We start from the raw sequence: 11,779 nt of genomic DNA on the forward strand, positions 1-11,779 counted from the left end.
CCCTATCGGCGTTCGTCTTTGATGGCTTTGACCACGTCGGCGATGTTCGAATTCAGCAGTGCGGTGAGCCGTTTGGTGTCGGCGGCCACCGCGGCAGGCGGGATCCCGTTGGTGATCGCGTAGCGTCCGTCGTCCTCCAGGTCGCGCCAGCACAGGCGTCTGCGGGTTATCCCGCGCGGGCCGAACCGCGACATCCCCTGTTCGATATGGATGATGCCCTCGCCGGTGCTCGGGGCACGGACGAATTGGTCGGTCTGCCGTTCGACGGTGTCGTCGAAGGAGTCGTTGATGAACGACCGGCCGTAGGAGTAGTCCAGGTCGGCGCCTTTGGTCTGCTTGGTGAGCACGATGTCTCCGAGCTTGCCCGCCGCTACCTCGGGCAGCTCGGCAAGGAGTACATTGGCGAGCTCCACCGGCGCGCATTCGGTGATCGTGTAACCGCCACTGTGCCAAGCAGTTTCGCCCGGTAGCTGTTTGAGTAGGTAGCCGTCGCCCGCACGGCGGACCGCCAGCAGTCGGATCTGACTCGCGGCGTCCTCGCTGTCGCTGCCCCAACCGTGCAGTTCGACTCGGATCTCCGGCCGCGCGACCACATCCATCACTCGCTCGAGGTTGTGGTCGAGCGTAGTGCCCAGTTGCGCACGGAGATCCCGCTTCTCACGCTGGTAGTCGTCGTACAGCGGAGTTCGGCTCGTGAATACGAACGGAGCCGGAAGGAGGTCCGCTTGGAAGGTTTCCCAAGCGACGACGAACTCGAGGTCGGTGAATTTCCAGGTTCGGGTCATTTCTCTACAACGGCCCTCACGACCGTTGGCGCGTCACCGAGCGCCTCCTCCAGGTGCTTGCTGGACTCGAGGTAGCTGGGGCGCTTGTGTTCCTTGCCCTGCCCTTGGCCCTGACCCCCACCGGCCGCACCGGGTGATCCCGGCGTACCGTTCGTGGGCATACTGGCCGCGGACATTCCGCCCATGCGCCCGAGCGCCGACGCCGGTGCGGGTCCGGCGGCGTTCGCTCGCGGAAACATCCGTGCCGCATCGGCTTCCTTCTGTAGTGCGGCAGCAGCGGCGCCGCTACCCAGTCCACTACCGCCGCCGCCGACTTTTGCGGCGGCATTGATCCCGCTGCTGCCACCGCCGGGCGTGCCGAGGCCGCCGGGCAGCCCGGCCCTTGCCGCGTTCAACCCGGATCCCGCTGCCCCCGCGGCCGCGGCTTGCTGGGCGGCCTGCGCCGCGGCCTGAATCGCGCTCTCGGCGCCGCCCAGGCCCTGCTGTGCGAGGTTGGCCGCCTGACTCAGGCCGTCGGTTCCGGAAGTGGGGGAGGTTGGGGAGGTGGGATCTGCCCCGGCTGGGTTGGTCAGTGTCTGTGAGTTGGCGTCGCTGGGGGATTTGGTCTGTGTGCTGTAGTCACTCGTGTCCTGTGGAACCACGGGTGGGCTGGTCGGGTTGTAGTTGGTGGCACTGGGGCCGCCATTATTTTGGCCGCCGTAACTCTGGCCGCCGCCGGTGTTATCCGAGCCGCCTCCGCCGGTGTTGTTGTTCTGGCCTCCGCCCGTGCCGCCGTCCTTCGGTTCGTCCTCGGGTTTCGTCACTGCGGTCACCGGCAACTCGTCCAACGCGGGAACGAACAACGACGACGCCTGGACACCGAAAACATAGTTGTTTTCCATGTTCTGGCGGTATATCGCAAGATTGCGCTTATTTTGGGCGGCGGTCGATAAATTCTCGGAATCTTGGGTAATGGTGGCACCGCCGCCCGGCAGTTCAGAACTGGCGCCACCACCGTCGTCGATCACCACCGGCTTTGGTGCACTCGGTTCCGTGGGCATGCCTTTTTTGGTGTCTGCCAGCCATTGCGATGTGTACTCGAGGTTGGAGCCGACGGCTCGCATGCGCTCGGACAGGTTATCGGCTTTCGCGTGATACTTCTTTACCGCGCCTACTGCGGAATCGGCGCCCTCACCCTTCCATAGGGAATCGGGAATACTCGTCAGTTTCGTGGAGAAGGCGCCGACGGTGTCGGTCAGTTCCTTGGCCATCCACTTCCACATGTCGGAGGCGTGACTCACCGGCTTGATCGCCCGCTCGGTTGATTTGCCGAGGTTATACAAATCAGCCCACTCTTGACTGTCCGGATTCTCGGGTTTGGCGCTCGCTTCCAGCCGCCACTGCTGCAAGGCTGTCGGCTGCGTCTGGTTCTCGCCCGTATAGTCCATGAGACCTTTCGGGAGATTGGCCGGTTTGACCAAGTCGCGCGCTTGGTACTCGTCACGCGCTTGGTACTCTGTGGTCGCAGATTCTTTTTTGCTCACTTTCACTGAGTCCAGATAGTCTCTACTGGACAACGGGATTTTTTCGCCATCCTCGCCGACGCTCTCCGATTTCGGGATATCTACATCCTTCAATTTCGGCACGTCGTCGTTACGAGGTTTTCCCGCCGTGGTGGGGGCTTTGATGTTGGCCAAAGCCTCCTTCATCTGGTCTCTGGTCTTTTTATCGAATCCGGTCGCGGAATCAAGGTCGGTATCGATATATTTAGTGCCTGCGGCCTTGAACGTGTTCAACATCTGGTCCAACGTCGTTTTGTGAGTGTTCAGCACGTCGTTGAGCCCGTGGAGGGTGTTGTTGAACTGGATGGCGAGTACGCCGCCGGAGAGGAGCTGACTCAGTTCCTTCAGTGTGCCCATGTCGCTGATCGTCTTCTGGACACCGAGGATGCCGCCTATCGCATCGGCGCATTCCTGAGCAGCCAGCTGCGCGGCCATGGGCTCGAACCTGACCTCCCCGGCAGCCGTCTGCTTGGCGACCTCCTTCCAGGGGTCTTCTTCCTTCTTGTCGGGCGTCACGATCGGGCCAACGGCCTTTGTCGGCTCTTGGGTGCCGCCGTACATGGCGTCATGGCTGCTCATCGCTGCCCCCGCATGCGTGCACTCGACTGCGGCAAGGCCTTGGTGTCACCCATAGGTCGCGCTCCTGACTATCACCGAGAATCCGAATCCAGTGTGACACGACTGCGCTACCTCGCACGGCGGACGTTCTTCCCATAGTTGGCGATATTCCAACCGCTCTGCGAGTCACTGTGGTAGTACACTGCTGGCCCGAAATCCCTTGGGGCGTCGGGGTGATCAGGGATGTCACGACTGTTGCTGTGTCGGTGCCCGGTCGTATACTCGCGGGTACCACGAGGTGATGAGGGATGCTTATGTGGACAACCGCGTCCAAAAGTGGATCGATTTCGGTGGAGACCACCGAACAGGGATTGCCGATTGCTATCAGGGTCGAGTGGGATGAGTTGCGCCGTCCGCCTGGGGAGTTGGCGGCCGAGATCGTCAGACTGTGCAAACGATCGGCGAATCGGGCCGGGCTCGCGCGCAGGGCGGAGCTGGAGAAGGCGGGATTGACCAGCGACGTACTCGCACTGACCGGGCTGCCCAAGCCGGAAGATGTTGCCCGCCAGGAGCTGGTCGAGGAAGCGGAGTATGAAGTCGAGCCGCAGACCTGGTTGAGGTCGGTATGAGTGAGGCGATGGATGAACTCGAGGCGCGGGCGCACCGCAGGCTGAATCGGATGCGCGACCTCGCCGACGAGATGACCGCCGTCGGCGTCCGTGAGACCTCACCTGACGGGCTGGTCACCGTGGTGGTCGATGGCAGCGGAGCGCTGGTGGATCTGGAATTGTCCACGGGGATAGCGAAATTGTCACCATCCGAGTTCGAGCAGGTGTTGGTCAGTACCGCGGGGCAGGCTGCGCGGCAAGCTTTCGCGCAACGCGCCGAGCTGATCACCGCGTTCAACGAAGAGGCCGCGGAGTAGGTGTGAGACTCACCAGTGATGGGTAGTCTTGCCGAGCATCGGATCGGGGTATCCGGTACATTCCGTGGTACGGAGCAATCATCTTCCGGCAGCTAGGGTTTGCGATGAATGAAATATTGGTTACGTCCGACGCGATCCGCGCATATGGTGACGCAACTGCGACTATGGCGGCTGATGTAGTTGTTGCTGGAGCAACGAACCAGGCCGCGACCATTGCTGCCGCAATCCCGATCTTCGGGCTGATCGGCCAGGACTTCCTGGCTACGTTCGCCGGTGCTCAGGCCAACAACCTGGCGTCGGTGGTCGAGCTGGCCCACGTGTACGGGATGTCCGCGGTTGCCGCGTATGAGGGTGCGGCCCTGTACGACACCACCGAAGCCGCGTCGGCCACCGATTTCGGGACGATCAGCAGATCGATATGAACCAACCCCTGGACCAGTCTGTGCTGGATCTGCTGCGGCACAGTGCCATCGGCCAGGCAGTGGACAGGCCGGTGAACGATGTCCTGAAGGACATGGGCTTGCCCTCGTTGCCGGAGATTCCGGGGTTGCCACCGATGCCGGAGTTCCCGCCGCTTCCCGTAATCGATCTTTCGCTGCTTGCCAAACCCCTCACCGACTTGGCGAGCAGTTTCGGCACCGGACGTCTCCCCGCTCTCGGCACCGGCCAGTACCCGGCCGCGGCCGATGGCACCACTCCAGCCGTTGGGCACGGCCTGCCGCAGATCGACCCGGCGCAGGTGATGTCCCAGGTGTCCTCCGCGGTGCAGACAGCGATGACGCTGGGTACTTCCGCGCTGCAAATCGCGCAGTCGCTCTGGCAGAGTGAGGGTGCCACATCCGCGGCCCAGAAGGCAGCCCAAGCTACCTCGGACGGCACAGCCGTCTCCGCGCAGAGCTCGGAGACTTCGGCAGGCGTCACCGCCGCTGCGAGCAGTGTCTTTCAGGGCGCCACGCTGATGGCGGGGATCATCACCAAGTTCATGACTTCGCTTGCGGCAGCGGCACCTTTCATCGCTACCCCGGCGGGGCAGGCGTTCGTGCTCGCGCTGACAACCGAGACGCTCGCCGAAGCTGCGGCGGTCGTCGCCAAGACCCGTGTCGAACTCGCCGGGCACAGCGGGGTCATGACGGCGACCGGAACCAAAGTGCCGGTAACCGGCGCACCGAAGAGTGTCGATCCGTCGAAAGCCATCCAGCAGCTGATGCAGCTGGTGCAGCCACTGACTCAGATGGCGAGCGCGGGTGGGCAGGCGCTGCAAGCCGCGCAGACCGCGCTGTATCCGGCGAAGTCGGTCGTCGACAAGGACGCCGAGGACAAGGCACGGCACGAGGCCGGACTGGGCGGACCCGGCAAGGGATCGTCCGGCGGTGGTGGGGGCGGCGGCGGTGCGGTCGGCGTTGGAGGCCAAGCGCGCCAGTTGGCGGCGTGGAACGGTCCGCGTGCGGGCGCCTCTTTCGGACCGGCGGGCGCGAGCACGCCTGCCGCGGAAGCGGCAACCGCCGCTCAGGTTTCGGCGGCGCGCGGCGTAGGGTCCTCACCGGGCATGATGCCGATGGGTGGCGCCGCGGGCGCGGCCGGGATGGCGCGACCGGGCGAGCAGTCGGCCGATGGTCTGCGCGGGCTGCTGGTCACCGAGCAACACGGCAATGAGGTCGTCGGCGAGGTCGAAGGCGCGTCGATGCCGGTGGTCGGCGCGGCCGAACATGTCTCGGGGCCACTGGATTCCGATTCGCCGGACAAGTCGCTCACCCTCTGATTAGGAGGACATCATGGAATTCGAATCGGTACCGGCCCTCAAGTCGGCCACCGCGCTGGATGCGCTCGCGGCCCGGCTGGAGTCCGACCTGCGACAACGGTTGCCCGCGCTCGCGGTCGAACCCGCCGGGGTGGACGAGGTTTCGGTTCGCGCCGCGGAATCGCTGCGCGGCGTCGCCTCCTCGTATGACGAGGCCGCCACCGCGGGCATCCTGGAGGTCCGAAAGTTGGCTGCCGCCCTACGTTCGCACACCGATGTGCTGGTGCGGATGGACGACGACAATGCGGCCGACTTCGGGGCAGCGAGATAGCAACGGGGGTGCGCGTGTGGTCGAACCACCGGTAATCGGGTTCACCGGTGTGGTCTGGCCTGCCAGACGCACCGAACAGTTGTCCCGTGATCTGACAATGGGGCGTGGTGGCGCGCCGATGGCCGATGCCAGTGCCGCGTGGGCGCAATTGGCCGCGAGCTTCGCGGCGGCGGTCGTCGAGTACGACCAGATTATGTCCACGATTCGCGAATCTTGGCGCTCATCCCAGAGCGATGCCGTCGTCGAACGGATCACCGCTCTGCGTGATTGGCTCGTCGATGCGGCAGCGGCAGCGGGCCAGAACGCGACACGAGCCGGCGGACAAGCCATTGCCTACGAAGTGGCCAGGCTCGCGATGCCCCATGTCGCCGAGATCGCGGCGCTGGAAGCGACGAAGCAGGGTATCGAGCAGGCAGGCGCCGCGCTCGGCGCACCACTTGTCGCGGCGGCGGCGCAGGTCGACGACGAGCAGGATTTGGCGAAGGCGAATGCCGCACGGGTGATGCAGAGCTACGAGTCGGCTACCACGCCATTGGCCACCCCATGGCTACAGCAGCATCCACCGGTCATCGCCACCAGTGTCGCGCTGGAGGCCGAGCAGAGTAGTGCGGTCGCACCGACAGCCCCGGCGAATCCGGCTATGGCACGCGGTGGTTTCGTGCCCAATTTCGCGGGGCTCTCAGTGATGCCGCGCGCGCAGACGGCCTACCAGGCGCAGACCGTCGCGCAAGCGACGTCCACCGCGGAAGCCACTGCGGCGCAACCGGTGGCGGCGGCGAGTGAGAGCGGTGCCGGCCGGATGATGCCCGGCGGTATGGGTCCGGCCGGTGCCATGGGCGAACCCGAACGCGTCGTCCGCGCCGGATCGGTGGCGCAACCACGTCCCGGTGAGGCGCTGAATATCGAGGCGGGCTTCGATGCGGCTCCGCCGGTACTCGGTGCCGCCGAGCAAGCCACACGTGCCCCTGCCTCGGCCGACCCGGCGCTGACACGAGTCGAGGCGCAGCCGTGACACCGCAGAGGTGTCGGAGGCCGATATGCCTACGTTGACAAACGACGGACTGCTCGCGGTATCGAGCATGCTCGGCGTGCAGACCCTGCCCCTGGTGCTGGGCGTAGGCCCGCAACAGGATTCGGTCGATGCGTGGCATCTCGCGCAGCAGGAGGCGATGTCGCAGCTGCGCGGTGCCGGGCTGGTCGACCGCTACGACGAGGTGGAATCCGAACTCGCCACCGCGCTGCGGGTGCTGGCGCAACCAGACCGAGAGCTGGTGGCGCGCATCTACACCGAGGCAGATCAGATCCGAGTCTGCCTGGCGCGGCGGGGCGGGGAACATGCGCTCGCAACCCGCACCGGCAGCGCGTTCGATATCCGCACGACCTGGGCCGACGATAGCGGTGCCGCGCTCGCCCGTCCGATGCTGGCCGCTCTCGGACGGTGTGCGCCCGCGCCGATCGCCGGTTTCAGCGCTCTCGCGGATCAACTGCGCACCCGGTTCGACGGCGCATCGACCTCGAGCGACTTCACCCAGGCGCTCTACACGCTCGGTGTCGCCGACGAAAATGATGCGATCGAATTCGGGCTCGCCATGTCCACCTGCTTCGCACACGCCGAAATCGTCGCCTACGCCAATACCGACGGGGCGAGCACCAGATCATCCGGAGCGGTCGCGGTATACGACACCGCGCGCGGTCGCATTGTCGCCAGCCCCGGAACCGCCCAAGACCTCCGGGTCTGGTCCACCTTCACACCGGGCTCTGATCACCGCGTCGCGCAGGCGATTTCCGCGCTGATCGACTCATTGCCCGGAGGAAGGTGGATGCCCTAGCTCACGCGTCGTCGAGGGCTGACTGTGCGAGATCTTGGCAGCGTCATCCGAACACAAACATGAATGTGAAAGGTTAGAAAATGAGCAAGGTAGGTAACGACGACGCCTCGACCGCGGGCGTAGTCAACGACTTCACCACGGCGGTCGGCAATATCAAGAAGACGATCCAGAACATCGAAGATTCCATCGAAGCGGCCAAGCCCGGCTGGCAGGGCGATGCCAACACCGCGTGTGGCAAGGCTGCCATCGAATGGATGGACGAAGGCGGCCGACTGAACGCCAAACTCGACAAAATGACATCGCATATTTTCGAGGGCGGCGAGACCAAGAAGAACATCGACGCCGACAACCTCGATCTGTTCACCAACCTCGGCAAGTAGTGTCGATCAGCGCTTTTCGAAAGGATTAGATATGCTTTACGACCCCAAATATCTGCTGCCGCTGATTGATCAGCTGGACGCCCACTACAAGTCGTTGCACACCGAGATCGGGCACCTCGAGACGGCGGCCGACAAGCTGGTCAATGTCGCATGGGAAGACAACGAGTCGGCCATGGGTTTCAAAAACGCGCACAAAAAATGGGAGCAAGAGTTCTCGGACACCGCCACAAAACTCGAGAACCTGCGCGACGCGGTGGACCGGGCGCTCGGCAATGCTCAGAGTGCCGACCAAAAGGTGTACGACAGCTTCGCCGGAATGTAGCTCGAACCGGTTCCGAACGGCCCGTTCACCATTCGCGTGTACGGGCCGTTTCGGACTTTCAGTACGTTCGGGTTGTCAATATGACATCGCCATCGGAGTGTCGAGATACCCCATCTCCGCCGGGGTGGCGACCATATGGACCGAGGTTGTTTCCGTCGCGGTTCGGACCGTGACGAGGTTCGCGGTGTCGAGGTCCTCGGTCAGGGTGATGTCGCCCACGAAGCTATCGGTGCTCTGGCTTGTGTTCGAACGCAATACGATTACGGTCGCATCGGAATGATGCGTGGATGGCGGAATGCCATCGTAGACAACCACTGTGGCCGACCGATGTGCGCTCGCTTGCTGCGACCCGGCCGACCAGGACGCCAGGGCAAGCGCGTGTGGCGCGGCGACCCTGTCCACCATGTAGCGCCATGCGTCATGTCGATTGGTGTGCACCACGACGGTGGCGCCCAGTGCGATCGCCCGCAATATCACCTGTTTGGCGATGAGTAGCGTACCGACGATTTCGACCCGGCGAATGTACTTACCGACCAGCGGTAGGGCAACGCCCTGCCCGGAGGAGTCGGCACCGATCACCTGCCCGCAGCCGGTGATCGGGGTGAAAAGATCGGCCAGCGAATCCGGTGTGCCCAGATAACTGTCGATCGGCAGCGCCGGCCCCCGGGCGCTGATCGGCAGATGATCCAGCAGGGCGCGGCGGTGCTTGCCGGACAAGGCGATCAGCCCTGGAACCGATATTTTGGGTGGGTGTGCACGGGCGTCGAAGCGCACCGTCGCCGACACCGCGAGGGTCGCGGGCCCGTGTTCGCGGTGATGGGTCGGCGTGCCGGTCGCGCGCCGCAGCCGCAGGGTGACCGTCGTCGCCAGGCTCGGGGCGGCCCAGACTTCCGCGAGCCCGCGCGGCCCGAGAGCCTGTGGTGCCATCCGGTAAGTGGCGGAATGGATTCCGTTGTACTCGACGCTGTGTGATGTCTCGTTCAACTGGTCGAGATCGGCACTGCGGGTGAGTTGATGGACGGCGGCGGTGATCTCGGCGGCCGACAGCACCGACACGGTCAGATCGCGGGCGGCGAGGCGGTTGGCGACGCGCCGGGTGGCGACGATCGCCGAACGCAACGTGCCGGTCGAGCCGCCGCCGCGCCGGTTTATCGCGGGCGCGTTGGACAACGGGTCGAACCGCAGCACCACCCAGGCTGTCCGATGCGCGACCGCGGGCAGCGGGCCGAGGATCTGCTCGTAGAGCCGGGCCACCTGGCCCGCGTCCGAGGTGCGCGATCCGGTACTGATCACGTCGATCGAGGCGAGGTCGATATCGAATTGGTTCAGGCAGCGGGCGATTTCGGGCAATGGAACCATTTCGCCGGTGTTCAGACCGCTCGGACTGAGCCGCGTCACGTTCTGTGGTTGTGCGTCGATGCGCAACATGGTGATCAGTCGGGCACCGTCCCAGCGCATGCCGTAGCTGCCGCCATCGGGCACCGGCACATCGAACGGAGCCTGGTGCACGCCGGTCGCCCGGTGCCGGAGCGCATGCCAGCGGAAGGCGAATTCATCGGCGAGAAATGCCGTGAGGCAGGTGCCGCGGAATCGGACGAGCCCGATCAGCACCACGAGCCCACCGCCGCCCGCCGCGGCATATGGCGGTGCCCCGTAGACGACCGCCACGAGCGCTATTGTGATCGCGAGCAAGAGCACGGGAACCACAAGGCGCAGCGGAAGTACCCGAAACAGCCAGGACTGCGGTGAACTCAGCGGTGGGGCCGCCGGCCGCGCCACCGGATCGGCTGTTGGTATCGCCATGGGCTCATCATGGACTGAACTTCCATTGCTTCGCTACTGTAGTCACGCGAGTAGGTCACGTTCCTCGGGAATCGAGAGGCGTGTACCGATCGCAGTTCGCTCTACTTGCGTCCCGTTCGGAGGAATCTTGCCGGCCCAGTTGACAACACGTGCCCAGGTCAACGGGTATCGGTTTCTGTTGCGCCGCTACGAGCACGCGCTGGTGCGCCGGGACATCCGGATGCTGCACGATCCGATGCGGTCGCAATCGCGCTCGCTGCTCGTCGGTGCGGTACTCGGCATTCTGGTTGTCGCGGGCGCGGCGATTCTGTCCTTCCTGCGCCCACAGGGTTCTATCGGTGACTCGAAGATCGTGATGGCCAAGGAGAGCGGCGCGCTGTATGCGGTCGTCGACAACAAGCTCTATCCCGTGCTGAATCTGGCATCGGCTCGCCTGATCACGCAGAGCAACGAGGTGCCGACCTCGGTGAAGGAGTCCAAGCTCGGGGATATACCGCGCGGCCCACTCGTCGGCATCCCCGGCGCCCCCGCCGCACTGCCCGGCTCGTCGGCGGGCGGCGGGTCGATCTGGACACTGTGTGACACCGTGCCGTTGTCCTCATGGGGCACCGTCACCTCGACAGGCGCGAAGTCCACGGTGATCGCCGGTCGGCTCGACACCGACGCGGCCGCCGCCCAGCCGTTGGACTCGGCGCAGGCCCTGTTGGTGATCCGCGAAGGTAAGACCTTTCTGCTTTTCGACGGCAAGCGCGCGGAAGTGGACCAGGGTGATTCGGTGATGGCCAGATCACTCGCGCTGCGCGACTATCAGCCGAGGCCGATCAGCGCCGGGTTATTGAACTCCACCACCCAGGTACCGGCGTTGACACCGCCACATATCGACCGAATCGGTGAACCCGGTCCAGGCCGGCTGTCCGATGTTCCGGTCGGCGGCGTGATCCGGGTGCGCGGGGTGAATTCCGAGGAGCTGTATGTGGTGCTCGCCGACGGTGTGCAGCGAGTATCACCGTTCACCGCGCAGGTGATCCGCAATGCGAATTCGCAAGGCATGAGCGAGATCATCACGGTGCCGCCGGACCGGCTCAGCGGCATCGCGGTGCTCACCGTCCTCGCGGTCGAGCACTTCCCGAAGGAAACCCCGAAGATCGTGACTGCGCAGGTGGCGCCGGTCGGGTGCGTCTCGTGGGCTGGAAATGCCAGCGGACCGGCACCGACCGTGACCGTGCTCGCGGGTCGTGAAATACCGCTGGCGAAGACATCCGTTCCGGTCGAGCTGGCCTCCGCGGACGGCCGTGGCGACCGCGTCGACGCCGCCTACATCCCACCGAGCACCGGCGAATACATCCAGGTAGCCGATATCAGTCCCGATAGCGCACGCCTCGGCACCCTGTTCTACGTGGGCGACAACGGTGTCCGCTACGGCATCCCCGACACCGAGACCGCAACGATCCTCGGCCTCGAGGACAAGCCCCGCCTCGCCCCATGGCAGATCGTCGGCCAACTGGTCCCCGGCCCCACTCTTGCGACGAAAGAAGCCCTGGTCAGCCACGACACGCTGTAGGCGGTC

At 64.8% G+C, this 11,779-nt stretch carries 13 protein-coding genes; 10 read left to right on the forward strand and 3 right to left on the reverse strand.

What is annotated here, in order from left to right:
- Positions 1-2 precede the first annotated feature (2 nt).
- Positions 3-785, reverse strand: coding sequence for an ESX secretion-associated protein EspG (locus ACLMAJ_RS06265; RefSeq protein WP_412012551.1), 783 nt, complete (start codon positions 783-785; stop codon positions 3-5).
- Positions 782-2,905 (reverse strand): hypothetical protein, encoded by a 2,124-nt coding sequence (locus ACLMAJ_RS06270; protein ID WP_412012552.1) that lies wholly within the window; start codon positions 2,903-2,905, stop codon positions 782-784. Before ACLMAJ_RS06270 ends, ACLMAJ_RS06265 begins: the two co-directional genes overlap by 4 nt.
- Positions 2,906-3,234: 329 nt before the next feature.
- On the opposite strand from ACLMAJ_RS06270, the gene ACLMAJ_RS06275 reads away from it, so the two are divergent.
- The 9 genes from ACLMAJ_RS06275 to ACLMAJ_RS06315 all read left to right on the forward strand — a co-directional run bounded on the left by ACLMAJ_RS06275 (position 3,235) and on the right by ACLMAJ_RS06315 (position 8,409).
- Positions 3,235-3,513: a hypothetical protein gene (locus ACLMAJ_RS06275; RefSeq protein ID WP_412012553.1), complete on the forward strand. Its 279-nt coding sequence runs from the start codon at positions 3,235-3,237 to the stop codon at positions 3,511-3,513.
- Positions 3,510-3,809: a YbaB/EbfC family nucleoid-associated protein gene (locus tag ACLMAJ_RS06280; RefSeq protein ID WP_412012554.1), complete on the forward strand. Its 300-nt coding sequence runs from the start codon at positions 3,510-3,512 to the stop codon at positions 3,807-3,809. Before ACLMAJ_RS06275 ends, ACLMAJ_RS06280 begins: the two co-directional genes overlap by 4 nt.
- A gap of 164 nt (positions 3,810-3,973) precedes the next feature.
- Positions 3,974-4,231, forward strand: coding sequence for a hypothetical protein (locus tag ACLMAJ_RS06285; protein WP_412012555.1), 258 nt, complete (start codon positions 3,974-3,976; stop codon positions 4,229-4,231).
- On the forward strand, positions 4,228-5,568 hold the full coding sequence (locus ACLMAJ_RS06290) for a hypothetical protein (RefSeq protein WP_412012556.1): 1,341 nt from the start codon (positions 4,228-4,230) through the stop codon (positions 5,566-5,568). The genes ACLMAJ_RS06285 and ACLMAJ_RS06290 overlap by 4 nt, the downstream gene beginning before the upstream one ends.
- A 13-nt stretch (positions 5,569-5,581) precedes the next feature.
- Positions 5,582-5,878, forward strand: coding sequence for a PE domain-containing protein (locus tag ACLMAJ_RS06295; protein ID WP_412012557.1), 297 nt, complete (start codon positions 5,582-5,584; stop codon positions 5,876-5,878).
- A 16-nt stretch (positions 5,879-5,894) separates the two neighbouring features.
- A complete protein-coding gene (locus ACLMAJ_RS06300) occupies positions 5,895-6,890 on the forward strand; it encodes a PPE domain-containing protein (RefSeq protein WP_412012558.1) in 996 nt (331 codons plus the stop codon).
- Between the two features lie 25 nt (positions 6,891-6,915).
- Positions 6,916-7,707, forward strand: coding sequence for an ESX secretion-associated protein EspG (locus ACLMAJ_RS06305; RefSeq protein WP_412012559.1), 792 nt, complete (start codon positions 6,916-6,918; stop codon positions 7,705-7,707).
- Positions 7,708-7,787: 80 nt separating this feature from the next.
- Entirely contained in the window at positions 7,788-8,087 is a 300-nt protein-coding gene (locus ACLMAJ_RS06310; protein ID WP_412012560.1) for a WXG100 family type VII secretion target, read from the forward strand.
- 31 nt (positions 8,088-8,118) lie between these two features.
- Positions 8,119-8,409: a WXG100 family type VII secretion target gene (locus ACLMAJ_RS06315; protein ID WP_412012561.1), complete on the forward strand. Its 291-nt coding sequence runs from the start codon at positions 8,119-8,121 to the stop codon at positions 8,407-8,409.
- 75 nt (positions 8,410-8,484) lie between these two features.
- Here ACLMAJ_RS06315 and eccE read toward each other — a convergent pair whose 3' ends face one another.
- Positions 8,485-10,212, reverse strand: a complete 1,728-nt coding sequence (gene eccE, locus ACLMAJ_RS06320; RefSeq protein ID WP_412012562.1) for a type VII secretion protein EccE — start codon at positions 10,210-10,212, stop codon at positions 8,485-8,487.
- A gap of 139 nt (positions 10,213-10,351) precedes the next feature.
- Between eccE and eccB the strand changes: the two genes are divergently transcribed.
- The gene (gene eccB / locus ACLMAJ_RS06325) at positions 10,352-11,773 is read left to right on the forward strand and encodes a type VII secretion protein EccB (protein WP_412012563.1); all 1,422 of its coding nucleotides are present in this window, start codon (positions 10,352-10,354) and stop codon (positions 11,771-11,773) included.
- Positions 11,774-11,779: the final 6 nt, after the last annotated feature.

Source organism: Nocardia arseniciresistens (assembly GCF_046764875.1).
In the GTDB taxonomy this organism is placed as follows: Bacteria; Actinomycetota; Actinomycetes; order Mycobacteriales; family Mycobacteriaceae; genus Nocardia; species Nocardia arseniciresistens.

Bases quoted from the DNA above. Each gene is read 5' to 3' on its own strand.
- ACLMAJ_RS06280 (WP_412012554.1), top strand. From the start codon at position 3,510: ATGAGTGAGGCGATGGATGAACTCGAGGCGCGGGCGCACCGCAGGCTG.
- ACLMAJ_RS06295 (WP_412012557.1), top strand. From the start codon at position 5,582: ATGGAATTCGAATCGGTACCGGCCCTCAAGTCGGCCACCGCGCTGGAT.
- ACLMAJ_RS06285 (WP_412012555.1), top strand. From the start codon at position 3,974: ATGGCGGCTGATGTAGTTGTTGCTGGAGCAACGAACCAGGCCGCGACC.
- ACLMAJ_RS06265 (WP_412012551.1), bottom strand. From the start codon at position 785: ATGACCCGAACCTGGAAATTCACCGACCTCGAGTTCGTCGTCGCTTGG.
- ACLMAJ_RS06305 (WP_412012559.1), top strand. From the start codon at position 6,916: ATGCCTACGTTGACAAACGACGGACTGCTCGCGGTATCGAGCATGCTC.
- ACLMAJ_RS06310 (WP_412012560.1), top strand. From the start codon at position 7,788: ATGAGCAAGGTAGGTAACGACGACGCCTCGACCGCGGGCGTAGTCAAC.
- ACLMAJ_RS06290 (WP_412012556.1), top strand. From the start codon at position 4,228: ATGAACCAACCCCTGGACCAGTCTGTGCTGGATCTGCTGCGGCACAGT.
- ACLMAJ_RS06315 (WP_412012561.1), top strand. From the start codon at position 8,119: ATGCTTTACGACCCCAAATATCTGCTGCCGCTGATTGATCAGCTGGAC.
- ACLMAJ_RS06270 (WP_412012552.1), bottom strand. From the start codon at position 2,905: ATGAGCAGCCATGACGCCATGTACGGCGGCACCCAAGAGCCGACAAAG.
- eccE (WP_412012562.1), bottom strand. From the start codon at position 10,212: ATGGCGATACCAACAGCCGATCCGGTGGCGCGGCCGGCGGCCCCACCG.